This is a genomic window from Vibrio sp. 1580 (genome assembly GCF_033340055.1).
In genome coordinates this window covers 110,671-127,238 of record NZ_JAWOVT010000008.1, presented here as the reverse complement: position 1 = coordinate 127,238, position 16,568 = coordinate 110,671, and the positions used below count along the sequence as shown (strand labels likewise).

The window sequence follows — 16,568 nt, the reverse complement described above, 5'->3', positions numbered from 1 at the left end:
TTATGACTCAAGCCATTCTACAACTAAGCGAAATTGAGAAGGCGTTTCCGGGCGTAAAAGCACTCGACAAAGCAAGCCTGAATGTTTATCCAGGCCGTGTTATGGCGCTGATGGGTGAAAATGGAGCAGGCAAGTCAACGTTAATGAAGGTGTTGACAGGCATTTACCACATGGATGCGGGGAGCATTCAATATCAAGGTCAGCCGGCGGCCTTTAAAGGTCCACGCGATTCACAGGAAGCTGGTATTAGCATAATTCACCAAGAGCTGAACCTGATTCCTGAACTGACGATTGCCGAAAATATTTACTTGGGACGAGAGTTCACCGGCTCCTTAGGGCGTATCCAGTGGGGCAAAATGTATGACGAAGCTGACAAGCTTTTAAAACGTCTCAATGTAAAGCATTCATCAAAAACATTGCTTGGCGATTTAAGCCTTGGTGAACAACAAATGGTGGAAATTGCAAAGGCATTTTCGTTTGAGTCGAAAGTCATCATTATGGATGAGCCAACGGACGCACTGACCGATACCGAAACGGAATCACTGTTTAAAGTGATTAATGAGCTCCGCGAGCAAGGATGCGGCATCGTATACATTTCGCATCGTCTTAAAGAAATCTTTGAAATCTGTGATGATATTACAGTGCTTCGTGATGGTAAGTTTATCGGTGAGTGCAAGGTGTCCGACACTGATGAAGATGGCCTAATTGAAATGATGGTTGGCCGAAAATTAGAAGAGCAATATCCACGTATTGATGTCCAACATGGCGAAACCTGTCTTGAAGTCATTGGTTTGACTGGGTCTGGCGTTCAGGATGTGAGCTTTACTCTCAAGCGCGGTGAGATTCTCGGAATTTCTGGCTTGATGGGCGCAGGCCGCACTGAACTCATGAAAGTCATTTACGGCGCATTACCTAGTGAGCATGGTGTTATCAATCTTGACAACAAAACTATTAACCCGGTTAGCCCGCAAGATGGCTTGGCAAATGGTATCGCTTACATCTCTGAAGATCGCAAAGGCGATGGTTTGGTTTTAGGTCTTTCAGTTAAGGAGAACATGTCACTTTGTTCGCTAAACCAGCTGACCAAAGGCTTCCAGATTCAACACAGCGACGAAGTGATTGCAGTGGAAGATTTTATTAAGTTATTCAACATTAAAACCCCAACGCGAGATCAAATCATCGGCAACTTATCTGGTGGTAACCAGCAAAAAGTTGCGATTGCGAAAGGGTTAATGACGAAACCTAAAGTTCTGATTCTGGATGAGCCAACACGTGGTGTTGATGTCGGAGCAAAAAAAGAGATTTATCAGCTCATCAACAAGTTTAAGGCCGAAGGCATGAGCATCATCTTGGTTTCTTCCGAGATGCCTGAAGTGCTCGGCATGAGCGACCGTATTTTAGTGATGCATGAAGGTCGTATCACTGGCGAATTTGATGCGAAAGACGCCGATCAAGAAAAATTACTCGCCTGTGCCGTAGGCAAAGAGATCAATGAGGAAGCAGCATGAGTACGAATACCATGAGCAAACCAACCGAAACTGGCAACAAGAAGTTGTTCACAAAAGAGTGGCTGATTGAGCAAAAATCACTGATAGCTTTGATCTTTCTGATCGTTGTTGTATCATTTTTGAACCCGAACTTTTTTACGGTCGACAACATTCTCAACATTCTTCGTCAAACCTCCGTGAATGCCATTATCGCAGTGGGTATGACATTAGTTATTTTAACAGCAGGCATCGACTTAAGTGTTGGTTCGGTATTGGCATTGTGTGGTGCCTTTGCGGCAAGCATGATTGCGCTTGAGGTTCCGGTGCTAGTGGCGGTTCCAACTGCTTTAGTCGCAGGTGCAGCGTTAGGTGCGATCAGCGGTATCATTATTGCGAAGGGTAAGGTGCAGGCATTTATCGCTACGCTGGTTACCATGACGTTACTACGCGGTGTGACCATGGTGTACACCGAAGGTCGTCCAATCTCGACAGGCTTTACTGACACCGCGGATGCGTTCGCATGGTTTGGTACTGGCTACGCGCTAGGCATTCCAGTTCCTGTTTGGTTAATGGTGGTTGTGTTCGCTGCGGCTTGGTATTTACTAAACCACACGCGCTTTGGTCGCTATGTTTACGCACTAGGCGGCAATGAGTCTGCGACTCGCCTATCAGGTATCAATGTAGACCGAGTGAAGATTGGTGTCTACGCCATCTGCGGTATGTTAGCAGCGCTTGCAGGCATTATTGTAACGTCTCGTCTTTCTTCGGCGCAGCCAACAGCGGGTATGGGCTACGAGCTAGACGCTATCGCAGCGGTTGTTCTTGGCGGTACCAGCTTGATGGGCGGTAAAGGCCGTATCATGGGTACCTTGATTGGTGCGCTGATCATCGGTTTCTTGAACAATGCACTTAACCTACTTGATGTTTCTTCTTACTACCAAATGATTGCAAAAGCAGTGGTTATCTTGCTTGCGGTATTGGTAGACAACAAAAACAAGTAATTCATAACAATCTGTATATATAACAGTGAATACAAACCGAGTCAGGGGACGTGTACTGGCTCACCCTACACAAAGGACTAGAACGATGAAAAAACTTGCAACTCTTATCTCTGCTGCACTTCTTTCTTCAACCGTATCGGTAGCGGCGCAAGCTCAAGATACCATGGCGATTGTGGTTTCGACGCTAAACAACCCGTTCTTCGTAACGATGAAAGACGGTGCGGAAGCAAAAGCGAAAGAATTGGGGTACGACTTAATTGTACTGGACTCGCAAAATGACCCGAGTAAAGAACTGTCGAACATCGAGGATTTAAGTATTCGCGGCGTAAAAGCAATTCTTATCAACCCAACGGATTCTGATGCAGTGTCTAATGCAATTCGTATGGCGAACCGTTCTAAGATCCCTGTGTTGACATTAGACCGTGGTGCAAGCCGTGGTGAAGTTGTGAGTCACATCGCGTCGGACAACGTAATTGGTGGTGAAATGGCAGGCCACTACATCATGGAAAAAGTCGGCGAAAAAGCAAAAGTCATTCAACTTGAAGGTATTGCGGGCACATCGGCAGCGCGTGAGCGCGGTGAAGGCTTTATGAATGCCGTGAAGGGCAGCGATATGGATCTTCTTGCTAGCCAACCAGCTGACTTTGACCGCACAAAAGGTCTAAACGTAATGGAAAACCTGCTAGCGGCTAACCCGGATGTACAAGCGGTATTTGCACAGAATGATGAAATGGCGCTAGGTGCACTTCGCGCAGTTCAAGCTTCTGGCAAAGATGTCGTTATCGTTGGTTTTGATGGTACGGAAGACGGCATTGCAGCAGTTAACCGTGGCAAACTAGCGGCAACTATTGCTCAGCAACCAGACCTTATCGGTGCTTTAGGTGTTGAAACGGCTGACAAAGTTTTGAAAGGTGAAGAAGTAGAAGAGTACATCCCAGTACCACTAAAAGTAGTCACTAAGTAAGTTTCAAGTTCCAATAAATCATCCTAATTTTTGCTCTCTCCTCCGTTTATATCTGTCGTTTAGGAGGTGAGGGCAAATTTACCCAAAATACTGCAAAGTGTGGGGTATAGATGCCTTTGGCTTTTTATCGAGACTCCTTCGTCAGGAAGAGAAGTTAAAGTCATCTAATGTATTTTCCTAAACAGTTTTTAAAAAGGGTTCATTCAGAACCGAGGATAACCGTATGAATAAGTTAGTGGTGTTAGGTAGTGTAAACGCTGACCATGTTCTTCAAGTGCCTTCTTTCCCTCGCCCAGGCGAGACGCTGCATGGTCGCAACTATCAAGTTATCCCAGGTGGCAAAGGTGCCAACCAAGCCGTCGCGGCGGCGCGATTAAATGCAGACATAGGTTTTATCGCTTGTGTGGGCGACGACTCATTCGGCATTAACATTCGCGAAAACTTCAAAATGGACGGCATCGATATCACTGGTGTGAAGATGCAGCCAAATTGCCCGACAGGTATCGCGATGATTCAAGTGTCGGACAGTGGTGAGAACAGCATTTGCATTTCAGCTGAAGCAAACGCCAAACTGACAGCAGAAGCGATTGAGCCAGATTTAGAGCGTATTCGCCAAGCAGATTACTTGCTAATGCAATTGGAAACGCCGATGTGCGGCATTGAGAAAGCTGCACGTGTAGCGAAAGATGCCAAAACCAATGTCATTCTGAACCCAGCGCCAGCTCGCGAACTGTCAGATGAATTACTGTCTTGCATTGACGTGATTACACCAAATGAAACGGAAGCTGAAGTTCTGACAGGTATTACTGTAACAGACAACGAAAGCGCGCAAGAAGCGGCGAATGTGCTACATGGTAAAGGTATAGAAATCGTCATGATCACACTCGGTGCAAAAGGCGTTTGGTTAAGCCAAAACGGTCGAGGCGAAATCATCTCGGGTTTCCGCGTTGAAGCGACGGATACTACCGCAGCGGGCGATACATTTAATGGGGCATTCGTCACTGGTCTCCTAGAAGATTTACCTTTAGAATCAGCGATTAAGTTTGCACATGCGGCGGCTGCAATTTCTGTGACCCGCTTTGGCGCGCAAACGTCGATTCCAACCCGCGAAGAGGTGGACGCGTTTCTCGCTGAACAATAAGGCGCACAACGCCTCATTAAAATAGGAGTAGTAACATGGCGACGATGAAAGACATCGCAAAACTGGCAGGGGTTTCCACTTCAACAGTGAGCCATGTTATTAACAAGACGCGTTTTGTGAGCGAAGAGATCTCTGAACGCGTTAACAATGCCGCAAAAGAGCTTAACTACTACGCGCCCTCTGCGTTGGCGCGTAGCCTCAAAGTCAATCGTACCAAAACCATTGGTATGCTCGTGACAACCTCAACCAACCCATTCTTTGGCGAAGTCGTAAAAGGCGTAGAGCGCAGCTGCTACCAAAAAGGCTACAGCCTCATTTTATGTAACACCGAGGGTGATAACGAACGTATGCGTCAATCCATTAATACGCTATTGCAAAAGCGTGTCGATGGTTTGATCTTGATGTGCTCGTCGCTAGAAGGAGAGCGTATCGATGTATTTGAGCGTTACCCAGATATCCCAGTTGTGGTAATGGACTGGGGGCCGATGCTATTTACAAGCGATAAAATCCAAGACAACTCACTTCGTGGCGGTTACTTAGCGGCGAAATACTTAATTGATTGCGGCCATACCGAAATTGGGTGCATCACTGGCCCTTTGATTAAACACCAAGCGCAAATGCGATACGAAGGTTATAAGCGAGCAATGAACGAAGCTGGCTTGGAATTTAATGCCAATTGGATCATTGAGTCTGACTTCGAATGTGAGGGTGGGTATCAAGCGTTCAAAAAAATGGCTCAGCGTGGCGCATTACCCAGCTCGATTTTCGTCTCTAACGATATGATGGCGATGGGTGTGATTAACGCCGCAAATGAGCTCGGTATTAAAGTGCCGGACGACCTATCCATTATTGGTTACGATGACATCCATATCGCGAAATTTATGTCGCCATCGCTAACTACCATTCATCAGCCTAAGTACCGTTTGGGGCAGGCTGCCGTTGAGACTCTTGTCCGAAAGTTGGATGAAAAATCAACAGAGGCACAGGTCGTACAATTAGAGCCGACTCTAGTGGAACGAAAAAGCGTCAAGAGGTTAAAGTCAAACCTCACTGAATGACGTGTGATGTTGAGCTAAAAAATTAAAAAAGTCGTTTCTCTTTATACGATAAAGCCTTACTATCGTCGTTGATTATAAATAAAACTATTAATTGTTGTCTGGCGGATTAGTCAAATGTTATCAAAAGGTTACGCTAAGTTATCTGTAAAACACCCTTGGTTTCACCGAGTTAATGTTATTACAGTTGTATTGATTTTTTTTGTGAGCTGCTATCAGCTACTGGTTAATGAAGCATTTGAGTACGCAATTGGCTTTATTATTACACTTTTGGCGTCAGCTTTATTTGCATCAGCTTCTGCATTCAAAAAACGCTATCTAGGCTTGGACTCATAGGCACGTCTATTTCCAACACCGTTCAATAGCATCATTTATTGCTTTCAAGTAAACATTGAACTGAATTATGATCGAGTGCATCAAGAGGAGGACAAATGTCCTCCTTTTTGTTGGGGATCACGCTCTAATATAAGCGTATTCCAAACAAAATAATAAAGGACATGTTATGGACCTCTTTGCCTTACTCGATATTAATAATACTCTCGTTAACATTCCGATTGGCGACGGCTACGCAATGAGTTGGATCGAAGCTTTCGGTACCGTTTTTGGACTGCTTTGCATTTGGTTTGCCAGCCAAGAAAAAACCATCAACTACTTATTCGGTTTGCTGAATGTCACGCTTTTTGCCGTTATCTTTTTTCAAATTCAGTTATACGGATTATTGCTTCTTCAATTGTTTTTCTTCTGTGCGAACATTTACGGCTGGTATGCGTGGACTCGTCCAAACGCACAAGGTGAAACGCTGGAGGTTCGCTGGTTAAATAAACAGAAACTTATTACTACTGCCTCTATTAGCGTTGCATGTATCGCATTATTAAGGATCTATATCGACCCATTTTTCTTTGCGCTAGCAAACATTGCTGTTGATAGCTTGAATCTCTTTGGTGCTGGCTTGGCTGAACCGGTGCTTGAACCTGACGCGTTTCCGTTCTGGGATGCGACCATGACAGTACTTTCTGTTGTTGCACAAATTCTGATGACACGTAAATACGTCGAAAACTGGATTCTATGGGTCGTGATTAATATTATCAGTGTGGGTATCTACGCGACGCAAGGTGTTTACGCAATGTCTGTTCAGTACGCGATTCTTATGTTCATCGCTGCCAATGGCACGCGTGAGTGGGCTCGTAGCGCTAAGCGCAATGGCGATAAAACCTTAGCGCACGCTGCTGCGTAAGGAACGAAAAATGGCCAAACAACCTCATATCGGAGTGGATGAAACACAAATCGCTCCCCTCGTTATTGTATGCGGCGAGCCAGATCGAGCGAATCGTATCGCGGCATTATTTGATGATGCAGAAATGGTGTCGGAAAACCGCGAGTACCGTGTGTTTACCGGCAACTACAAAGGCAAGCCTGTTTCAGTGTGTAGTACAGGTATAGGTGCGCCATCGATGATCATCGCAGTGGAAGAGCTAAAACAGTGCGGTGTGACTCATGTGGTACGTGTTGGATCGGCGGGGGCAATGCAATCAGGCATTCACCTTGGCGAGTTGATCATTGCCGAAGGCGCGGTAAGAGATGAGGGCGGCTCTAAAGCGTATGTCGATTCGTCTTATCCAGCCTACGCAAGCTTTTCACTGTTAAAGGAAGTTGAGCGTTACTTGTCGATGCAAAAAGTGCATTATCATTTTGGTGTGGTGCGTTCTCACGACAGTTTCTATACCGATGACGAAGATGCAATATGCCAACATTGGAACAAGAAAGGCATCTTAGGTGCCGATATGGAAACCTCTGCGCTGTTTACGGTCGGTCGACTACGAGGCCTTCATGTGGCTTCGATATTAAACAACGTGGTGCTGTATCAACAAGATGTGAAAGAAGGTGTTGGTCAGTACGTTGATGAAGCCAAAGTAATGATGCAAGGTGAGAAGAGTGCCGCGATTACGGCATTAGAAGCCTTGGTTGCTCAGCGTTAGCCAGTCTCTATCTCAGTAAGTCACATAAACAGAATAGATGTAAAGCGACAGCTCACTGTCGCTTTTTTATTTGGAGTTACGGGGTACAATCCACCTTAAATAGTTGTCCGTAACTTTTTCTGAGAGAGCAGAAAATGAAAATCAGCCCTTATCCGACTGGTCGCTTCAAAACATACCTTGAAGAAAAGAGTGCCACCTTTCGCGATTTGATTTATCAATGCCAAATAAATTCGCGTTACTTTGATGCTGGGGAAGCAATTCTCCGCCAAGGTGAGCAACTTCAGTACTTGTATGTTGTGCCAGTAGGTCGAGTCTCGATGAACATATTGGCCGCAAATGGACGACGTTTTCAATTAGGGGAAGCTAACTGCGACTATCATATTTATGGTGAAATGGAGTTCTTCACTCAGACTCCTTGTCAATGGAATGTGATAGCAGATGAACATATGCAGGTTGATGTTATCTGTATCCAAAAACTAACCGAAGCACTGCAAAATCATCCCCAAATGATGGTGTTCTTCGCTTCAGCATTGGCTGAGGATTATCAAGACTCCATGGATATCTACACTAATCGTTTGTTGCATCCCATTACTTACAACATTGCCTATGATCTTCTCGTCCGTAATCAGACGGATAAGTTGCTTGGTGGTTTTGATAAAGTGAACCAAGAGGCTGAGCGGTTTGGTACCTCAGGCCGAGTCTATCGACGTGCAGTTAAGGACTTGATTGAAAAGGGATTGATTACAAAAACGGACAACGGTTTGGAGATTATTGATGAGCTGGCACTCAAAGCGTTTATTGAAGCGCATGAATGATACGCCCAGGTATTGGAACTGATGGGTTTTATAAGTCTTTGATATATCTAAGTCTTGAGTAAACGTAACTAATGTAAAGTACCTTAAATTTTGTTGAATGCATTAAAGAGTAGCGTTATATTGCGAACGCGTATGATAATAGATCTCATTAAGGCTTAACAAAATGAAAAAATTCGTTGGTGCGGCTATGCTGTCGTTATTTACTGTTTCTCCTTCTTTCGCTGCTAAAGTTGTGATTGACCACTACATGGGTCAAACAGAGCTAGAACAATCCCCAGAGCGTGTGGTTGTGATTGGCTTTGGCCCGCTAGATGCGTTGGACAACTTTGGTATCGATCCTGTTGCAGTATCTAACTCTTCTAATCTTCCTAGTTACCTTTCAAAATACAGCAAAGATAACTACACCTCTGCGGGTAGTTTGTTTGAACCTGATTTTGAAACCATCTACATGCAAAAACCGGATTTGATTTTGGTTGGTCCGCGAGCGTCTGCGAAATATGAAGAGCTGAGTGAAATTGCCCCTACAGTTGTTTTTGCGGCGAAAGAGAACCAAGGCTATTGGGAAGGCACGCAAGCGCAATGGCGCAATATTGGTAAGATCTTTAATATCGAAGAAAAAGTAGAGCAGAAAATTGAAGCGCTAGATGCTCAATTCAAAGCAATCCGTGACTACAACCAATCGAACAAAAATGATGCATTAACGATTTTGAGCATGGGTGACAACATCAGCGCGTTTGGTGCCCAGTCGCGATTTGGCGTCATTTATAACGACTTTGGCTTCTTGGAAACGGTTGAGCACGTGAAAACGGGCACTCACGGAGATGTCATTTCTTATGAGTTTATTCGTGAAGCTAACCCGAAAAATATTCTCGTGGTTGACCGAAATTCTCTGACAGGTACGCCGGATAACGATATTCGTAAATCCATGGATAACGACTTAGTCAAAGCTACTGCGGCATATAAAAATCATAAAATCACTTATTTAGATGTGGACGCGTGGTACTTGTCGATGTCTGGTGTGACAGCAACAGAAAAAATGGTCAGTGAGATAAAGCAAACCGTTGAACTGTAATCCAAGATAGCAGAGGTTAACTTTGAAGAAGTTATTGCTAACCCTTGTGGTTTTAAGCACGGTTTCGTTATTTGTTGGGGTGGCAAACATGACGCCCCAACAACTCTTTTCAGGTGATGAGAAAGCATTAGAGCTTTTCTTTACCAGCCGTATACCACGTTTATTTGCCATACTGCTTGCTGGTGCTGGCTTGAGTATTGCGGGACTTGTCATGCAGCAAATCAGCCAGAACCGATTTGCTGCACCTTCTACAACCGGTACGATCGAATGTGCCATGTTGGGCTACGTACTGAGCGTGGTTTTCTTTGGTAATGATAATCACCTTTGGCTCGTATTCGGCATCTCGGTATTTGGGACGCTAGCGTTTGTTTTCTTTATTCAGCGCATTCAATTTAAGAGCGTGGTTTTTGTGCCTCTTGTCGGGATTATTTTCGGCAATGTCATCCAATCCATGACTACGTTTGTCGCTTACAAATATGATGCACTTCAAAGTCTGAATGCTTGGACAGTCGCAAACTTCGCCAACATCTTGCGTGGTGATTTTGAACTGCTGTACATCGCGGTACCAATGGTTATCCTCAGCTATCTTTTTGCCGCAAGGATCTCTGCCGTAGGTATCGGAAAAGATTTCGCGATTAACTTGGGTTTGAATTATCAGCAGGTTGTGACGATTGGCGTGCTATTGGTGTCCATCATGTCAGCAAGTGTCGTGATGATTGTTGGCCAGTTGCCATTCTTGGGGCTGATTGTACCGAATCTCGTGAGTCACTTTTATGGCGATAGCCTCAAAAAGAACATTCCGCTTACGGCCATGTATGGGGCCATTTTAGTGTTGTGTTGCGATTTGGTGAGTCGTTTAATTATTTTCCCTCATGAAATGCCAATCTCTATCGTGATCAGCATATTGGGTGGCGTGGTATTCATTGCTATGTTGTTGCGAGGTAAGCAACATGCGTGATTCAACGAAGATCCTGATGCTAGGTGGCATTGCGATTCTTTTCGCGTGTCTGTTTATTGGTATTGGGCTAACGGCTGACAACTACCAATATTTTTTGTCTCGTAGAGTTCCTAAAGTATTGGCGATAGTGCTAGCGGGTGTGGCCATTGCTCAGTCTTCACTTGTATTTCAAACCATTACGCACAACCGAATTTTAACGCCAAGTATCATGGGTTTTGATGCGCTGTATGTGTTAACCCAAATATTGATCGTGTTGATTTTTGGTGGGTTGAGTACCTTGGTGCTTAACTTGTACGTCAATTTCGCGATTGCAGTCATTGTAATGGTGTCGTTTTCGCTACTGCTGTTTGGGTTTTACTTTTCAAAAGGCAGCAAGAACCTGATTACGTTGCTATTGGTCGGCTTGATCTTTGGTCAGCTATTTTCCAATGCGGCGTCATTCTTTTCTTTGCTGATGGACCCAAACACATATGCATTTGTTCAGTCGAAACTGTACGCCAGTTTCAATAATGTCAAAGTGAACTTGGTTTACTTTAGTGCTCCGGCTTTGATGTTTGCATGTTGGTTGTTGTTTAGGATGCATAGCACTTTAGATGTGTTTTGGCTCGACCAAGACAATGCGAAAAGCTTGGGTGTTGATGTACCTAAAGTGACGAGAAATGTGTTTATTATCTCGGCGGTTTTGATTGCTATTTCTACGGCTTTGGTAGGGCCAATCATGTTCTTTGGTTTACTAGTGACCAACTTAAGCCGAGAAATGTTCCGAAGTTACCAACATAAAACGCTATTGGTCGGATGTTCGTTTCTATCCATCAGTTCACTACTTGCTGGGCAATGGATAATCGAAAACGTGTTCAGTTTTGAGACGACGTTGAGTGTCGTAATTAACTTTATCGGCGGTGCGTATTTCTTATACCTGCTGCTGAAAAACAAAGTTGTATAAATATGATAGTAATAGACAAATTAACGAAGGCTTTCGGTTCAAACAAAGTCGTAGACGAGGCCAATACTCAGTTTGAAAAGGGCAAGGTAACATCGATTATCGGTCCAAATGGCGCGGGAAAGAGCACGCTGTTATCTATGGCCTCGCGCTTAACGGAGCGAGATGGCGGTAGTGTTATCATTGATTGCAAGGAAATCGCGGAATGGGACACAAAAGAGCTAGCGAAAAAACTGGCAGTACTTCGCCAAGCTAACTCGATTACAATGCGGTTTACCGTAAAAGAGTTAGTCTCTTTTGGTCGTTTCCCATACTCTAAAGGAAATCTGACTAAAGAAGATCATGAGGTCATAGAACAAGCGATCGACTACTTAGATTTGCAAGATATTCAAGACAAATACTTGGATGAATTAAGTGGTGGTCAGCGACAGCTTGCATTTATTGCTATGGTGATTGCACAAGATACAGATTATGTCTTTCTTGATGAACCTCTTAATAACTTAGATATCAAACACTCTCTTCAGATCATGAAAGTTGTGCAGCAGTTAGCCCATGACATGAATAAAGCTATGGTGGTCGTGATTCATGATATTAATTTCGCGGCGTGTTACTCAGATGTCATATTGGCGCTTAAGAAAGGCAAGGTTGTGGCGAGTGGTGCGGTTGAAGAGGTGATTCAAGCATCTACGCTAGAGGACATCTATGAAACGCCATTTAACATCATAGAGTTAAACGGTAAGCGCATGTGTACTTATCATTAAGCGAGCTAGTTCGTTTTTAACGAGATCAATAGATAGGCGGGCTTACTTGGTGAGCTCGTCTATGATTGGGCATCGGCTCTCTGCATCTCCAGGACAAGAAGAAACCCAACCTTCAAGTTGCGTTTTGATCTCCATGAGGTGTGCAATTTTTTCTTCAACCTCTCTCAGTTTGTCCATGGTTCTTGCTTTTACTTCGCTACTTTTGCGATTGGGGTTATGAGCAAGTTGTACGAACTCTTTGCATTCTTGCAACGAAAAGCCTGCGCTTTTTGCGCGTGATACCAAGTTAAGCTCTTGAATATGATTATCTGAATATTCGCGATAGCCAGAGTCGCTACGCGCTGGTGGAGATATGATCCCTTTGTCTTCATATAATCGAATCGACTTAGATGAAAGCCCAGTGAGCTTCGCGACGGCACCAATATTCATGTTTAACCTCCATAACGTTTAAGGCGAGTATATACCGATGTTGTGGATAAGACACTCCTAAATAACAGTCAGTTACCTAGAGTCCCCTTACTCTTTAATCACTTCATGTGGTGGCACACCAAATGCCTTTTTAAAGGCATAAGTGAAGTTAGAAGGGTGGTGGTATCCGGCTTCATAGGCGGCTTCTGTTATCGTCACTAGGCCACGTTCCAAATGTTGCCTAGCAATCTCAAGACGTCGAAAACGAATGTAGCCGTTTATGGTCATATTAAGTGATTGTTTAAATCGACGCTGCAGGTTTGAAACACTCATTGAGAATTGGCTCGCCAACTTTTCCAAGCGTAGTTCTTGATCAAGGTGAGTTTCAATATAGCTGACAATATCCTCAATTCGACCATCAATGTGTCGTTCAATACTGCTGTTTTTAGCACTGAAATTCTTAGGAATTTGCTTGGTGGCTTGATGTAATATTTGATAGATCAAGCTTTCGACCTCTAGCTTTTCTTGGAACTCTTGCGGTGTTTCTCTATTTGTTAACGTTTCGGCCAGCTCGCATAGCGTCTGGTTAGGCTCCAACTGTTGAAACGCCTGATGAGAGTTAAAAAAGGCTCGATGACTACAATTTTGCTCAAGGCGGGCCTCTAGCCATTGGGGCTTAACCAATATGTTGATCTTATTAATGAGGTTATCTTTGAGCAGTGAACGACGAAAATTTGCAGGTTTGAGTAAGTTCACCACTACACCCTTAGGGCCGTCGCTCGCGTCTAAATCAAATTGCAAATCGTCGTAGCCAAACGAGAGTCTACCTTCTAAAAGAATAGTGACCAGCAGTGAGGCGTGTGCAGTAGAAACAATATTCGAATCAATAAGTTCTAGACAACGCCCGCCATGAACAAAAATTTGATCATTGTACTGATATGATAGGAACTTACCTTCGGCCAGTTGAGTTTGACAAGGTTGGCCTTGCGTGACAATCCATTGTTTCTCTGTCGCCTCTAGTCTTTGGGTTAAAGCTATCTTGGCAATTTTAGTTCGTTTTGTTGTGACTTCCTGCATTTGACACTTCCTCATAACACTTGTGCGATTTCGCATAACCGAATCGCCTTTGTATTTATAAAACTCATGCTTATTATACCTGAGAATTATTATCATTAATATTTAGGAGTTAAGTTATGGAAAGCCCTGCTTGTTCACCTATCAAGCTTTCAAGCCTTTGCCTTGCAGTGGGAATGGCGCTATCAACCCCTGTTTTAGCTCAAGATACTGAGTCACATTTTGAAGAGGTCGTTGTATGGGGAACGAAAGTTTCCAGCAACACTGAGTCGATGTTTGCGGACGACATGTCACTGAAGCAAGCGGATCATATGTCTGATTTACTGCGCGATATTCCCGGTGTGGATGTTGGTGGCACACACTCTGTGAATCAACGTATTACGATTCGTGGTTTGAGCGAAACCGATTTGGACATTCGTCTTGACGGTGCTTCTCAGCATGCGAGCATGTTCCATCATATTGGTAACTTGACGTTGAACCCTGACATTCTCAAATCTGCGGACATTCAGGTAGGTAATAACTCTGTGACTCAAAACGGGTTAGGCGGTTCGGTCTACTTTGAAACGAAAGACGCTCGTGACTTACTTCGTTACGATGAAAAGTTTGGTGCGCGTGTTTATGGCGGCTATGCATCCAACGACAACCAACAAGGTTCGTTGACACTGTACGGACTTTTGTCCGAAAACATTGATGCGATGGTCTATGGCCATTACGTTACGCGTGATGATTTTGAAGATGGTGATGGCAATAAAACCTATGGTGCTGCAGGTGATGTTTACAACATTCTGGCTAAGCTGGGGTATGAACTAAATGACATCCATCGTTTTGAGCTCTCTTATGACATGTACCGAGACAGTGGAGATTACAGTCCGCGTCCTGATATGTCGGGTAGTGCAAATAATAGCCTTTCGAGCAAGTTACTTATCCCTACGGATTATGACCGCGATACCGTTACCTTGAGTTATGAGTTGCGAGGCGAACAACACCAAGGAAACGTCACTCTTTATAATACCGAGACAGAAATTAAACGTGACGAAACGGTGATGGCGCCTCGTTGGCCCTCGAACCGTTTATCAAAGAACACCGCCAAAAACCAAAACTTTGGTTTGAATGGCAAATTCCAGTCAGATGTTATGTTAGGTGAGTTTGATAATCGAGTCACTTATGGCTTCGACTACATGGATAAAACGTCTTCGAGTTACTACGGTAGTCGTAAGTTTATGGACGAATCGGCGATTTCAACCGCACTGTTTGTAGAAGATCAGTTCTTCTTCTCTGATGCCTTCTTTATTACTGCAGGTATGCGCTTTGATGATTACAAACGCAAAGCTGAGACAGGAAACAGTAATTATGATGATGTGACTTGGGCTCTAGCAGCAGAATGGGCGGTGACGCAAGATTGGACGTTGTTTGCGAGTGCACGCTCTCTATTTAAAGGTCCAGAGCTAATGGAAACCTTTATTGCTTACCAAGACGTTGCATTTTTAGAGGATGGGTTAAAGCCAGAAACGGGATTGAACACGCAGGGTGGTGTTCGTTTTGATAAAACCTTTGATAAGCATTTCTTTGGGGCGAATATTACGGTATTCAAAACGGAAATTGATGATTACATTGCAGAACAGTACCAAAACGCGACTCAAACTTACCTGATTTACAACTTAGGTGATGTTGAGATTAAAGGCTTTGAAGCAAGTGCTTCTTATGGTTACGACAAGTTTAACAGCAAACTTTCTTACTCTAAGTCGGACACCAAAAACAAGAATACTGGTGGTCCTGTTGCTGGGGGCAATGGGCGTAGCATTGATATGGGTGATAGCATTGCTCTAACTTTGGATTACCAGTCAGACGCTTTAGAAACGATCTTCGGGTGGAACTCAATGTTTGTTCTAGAGGAAGACAACGTCTTTGATGGTCAGCCAAAGAAAGCAAGTTATGATGTGCATAATCTATACGCTCAATGGGTGCCGTCTGATATTGATGGGCTGTCGGTGACCTTTGGTATTGATAATGTATTTGACGAGTTGTACAGCTCTCATGCGTCTCGTTCGGGGACTGCACGTGGCTTCACGCTTGATGACTACGAGCCGGGTCGCAACTTCAAGCTCTCTGCAGCTTATCAATTCTAACAAGGTTCTTCATAGGACGTTTCAAAGTAACGAGTAAGTTCATGATTAAAGAAAGCACCCGAATAGATAGCGAACATGCTGACAAATACTTAGTGACGCTTTGTCGGCATTTTGGACGAAAAGTTCCTGCTACTTGGAATGAAAATAGCGGTTTGGTGACATTTCCGACGGGAAAAGCTGAGTTTAACCTTTGTGCATCTAGCTTAACTATAACCTGTGAGGCGGATTCAGAAGAGAAACTGAATACGGTGAAGGCGATCATTTCATCGCATGTGGACATGTTTTCTCGTCGAGAAACACTAGCACTTAGCTGGGTTCGTTAGCGCTCGTTTAAGGATGCTGTGATAGAAAGGGAATGTTAAAAGCAAAAGCCCGCAATCTTATGATTTGCGGGCTTTTATTGTTTGAATGCTATTGCGCTTTCTCAGGCTCTAGGCTTTTTTTTTCCTGCTGCATTTTTGCTAGGAAGTAGATGTTAACGCAAGCAATAAAACCGTTAGTTAGTACTACAGGCCAAGAATCAATCATTAGTCCGTAAGCAGTAAATAGCGCACAACCAATAAAGTTAAGGATACGAAGCTTAACAATATCTTTCATAGTTAGCGAAATAGCGACCATGATTGAAGCTGCATAACCTAAAATCTCAACCATATTCATGTCCATTTTTTGACCCTCTTAAAATCTGCCGAATTTTGTCGGTACCAATTCTTCTCATCTTGAGATTAATGAGGAAGCTCCATGCCTCGAATGGTCTTTTTTTGTTGTATGGACGCACTATATCAATGGAAAA

At 43.9% G+C, this 16,568-nt stretch carries 17 protein-coding genes; 14 read left to right on the top strand and 3 right to left on the bottom strand.

What is annotated here, in order from left to right; genetic code table 11:
- Positions 1-2 precede the first annotated feature (2 nt).
- The 12 genes from rbsA (at position 3) to vctC (ending at position 12,170) form a co-directional block, all read left to right on the top strand.
- Positions 3-1,508 carry a ribose ABC transporter ATP-binding protein RbsA gene (gene rbsA, locus R7093_RS14535; RefSeq protein WP_318146715.1) on the top strand — a complete coding sequence of 502 codons (1,506 nt, stop codon included), beginning with the start codon at positions 3-5 and terminating at the stop codon, positions 1,506-1,508.
- On the top strand, positions 1,505-2,488 hold the full coding sequence (gene rbsC, locus R7093_RS14530) for a ribose ABC transporter permease (protein ID WP_005382618.1): 984 nt from the start codon (positions 1,505-1,507) through the stop codon (positions 2,486-2,488). Before rbsA ends, rbsC begins: the two co-directional genes overlap by 4 nt.
- A gap of 85 nt (positions 2,489-2,573) precedes the next feature.
- A complete protein-coding gene (gene rbsB / locus R7093_RS14525) occupies positions 2,574-3,452 on the top strand; it encodes a ribose ABC transporter substrate-binding protein RbsB (RefSeq protein ID WP_005373143.1) in 879 nt (292 codons plus the stop codon).
- Between the two features lie 223 nt (positions 3,453-3,675).
- On the top strand, positions 3,676-4,593 hold the full coding sequence (rbsK, locus tag R7093_RS14520) for a ribokinase (RefSeq protein WP_047101385.1): 918 nt from the start codon (positions 3,676-3,678) through the stop codon (positions 4,591-4,593).
- A 35-nt stretch (positions 4,594-4,628) separates the two neighbouring features.
- A complete protein-coding gene (locus tag R7093_RS14515; protein WP_005373138.1) occupies positions 4,629-5,651 on the top strand; it encodes a substrate-binding domain-containing protein in 1,023 nt (340 codons plus the stop codon).
- A gap of 499 nt (positions 5,652-6,150) precedes the next feature.
- On the top strand, positions 6,151-6,882 hold the full coding sequence (gene pnuC / locus R7093_RS14510; RefSeq protein ID WP_047101387.1) for a nicotinamide riboside transporter PnuC: 732 nt from the start codon (positions 6,151-6,153) through the stop codon (positions 6,880-6,882).
- 10 nt (positions 6,883-6,892) lie between these two features.
- Positions 6,893-7,624 carry a nucleoside phosphorylase gene (locus tag R7093_RS14505; protein ID WP_017635382.1) on the top strand — a complete coding sequence of 244 codons (732 nt, stop codon included), beginning with the start codon at positions 6,893-6,895 and terminating at the stop codon, positions 7,622-7,624.
- Positions 7,625-7,758: 134 nt separating this feature from the next.
- Positions 7,759-8,439 carry a Crp/Fnr family transcriptional regulator gene (locus R7093_RS14500; RefSeq protein ID WP_005382613.1) on the top strand — a complete coding sequence of 227 codons (681 nt, stop codon included), beginning with the start codon at positions 7,759-7,761 and terminating at the stop codon, positions 8,437-8,439.
- Between the two features lie 163 nt (positions 8,440-8,602).
- Positions 8,603-9,511, top strand: coding sequence for a siderophore ABC transporter substrate-binding protein (locus R7093_RS14495; RefSeq protein ID WP_005376635.1), 909 nt, complete (start codon positions 8,603-8,605; stop codon positions 9,509-9,511).
- A gap of 22 nt (positions 9,512-9,533) precedes the next feature.
- On the top strand, positions 9,534-10,469 hold the full coding sequence (vctD, locus tag R7093_RS14490) for an iron chelate uptake ABC transporter permease subunit VctD (protein ID WP_047101389.1): 936 nt from the start codon (positions 9,534-9,536) through the stop codon (positions 10,467-10,469).
- Complete coding sequence (locus tag R7093_RS14485; RefSeq protein WP_047101391.1) at positions 10,462-11,412, top strand: iron chelate uptake ABC transporter family permease subunit; 951 nt, start codon at positions 10,462-10,464, stop codon at positions 11,410-11,412. Before vctD ends, R7093_RS14485 begins: the two co-directional genes overlap by 8 nt.
- A 2-nt stretch (positions 11,413-11,414) precedes the next feature.
- Complete coding sequence (vctC, locus tag R7093_RS14480; protein WP_017635379.1) at positions 11,415-12,170, top strand: iron chelate ABC transporter ATP-binding protein VctC; 756 nt, start codon at positions 11,415-11,417, stop codon at positions 12,168-12,170.
- A 42-nt stretch (positions 12,171-12,212) separates the two neighbouring features.
- On the opposite strand, the gene cueR is transcribed toward vctC, so the two are convergent.
- The gene (gene cueR, locus R7093_RS14475) at positions 12,213-12,599 is read right to left on the bottom strand and encodes a Cu(I)-responsive transcriptional regulator (protein ID WP_005376627.1); all 387 of its coding nucleotides are present in this window, start codon (positions 12,597-12,599) and stop codon (positions 12,213-12,215) included.
- Between the two features lie 87 nt (positions 12,600-12,686).
- Positions 12,687-13,655 (bottom strand): helix-turn-helix domain-containing protein, encoded by a 969-nt coding sequence (locus tag R7093_RS14470; protein WP_005382609.1) that lies wholly within the window; start codon positions 13,653-13,655, stop codon positions 12,687-12,689.
- A 116-nt stretch (positions 13,656-13,771) separates the two neighbouring features.
- Here R7093_RS14470 and R7093_RS14465 point away from each other — a divergent pair, with 116 nt between their 5' ends.
- Both R7093_RS14465 and R7093_RS14460 read left to right on the top strand, forming a co-directional pair.
- On the top strand, positions 13,772-15,778 hold the full coding sequence (locus R7093_RS14465; RefSeq protein WP_047101392.1) for a TonB-dependent siderophore receptor: 2,007 nt from the start codon (positions 13,772-13,774) through the stop codon (positions 15,776-15,778).
- Between the two features lie 41 nt (positions 15,779-15,819).
- Positions 15,820-16,101 (top strand): DUF2218 domain-containing protein, encoded by a 282-nt coding sequence (locus R7093_RS14460; RefSeq protein WP_005376622.1) that lies wholly within the window; start codon positions 15,820-15,822, stop codon positions 16,099-16,101.
- 88 nt (positions 16,102-16,189) lie between these two features.
- Here R7093_RS14460 and R7093_RS14455 read toward each other — a convergent pair whose 3' ends face one another.
- Positions 16,190-16,441, bottom strand: coding sequence for a YgjV family protein (locus tag R7093_RS14455; protein ID WP_005376619.1), 252 nt, complete (start codon positions 16,439-16,441; stop codon positions 16,190-16,192).
- Positions 16,442-16,568: the final 127 nt, after the last annotated feature.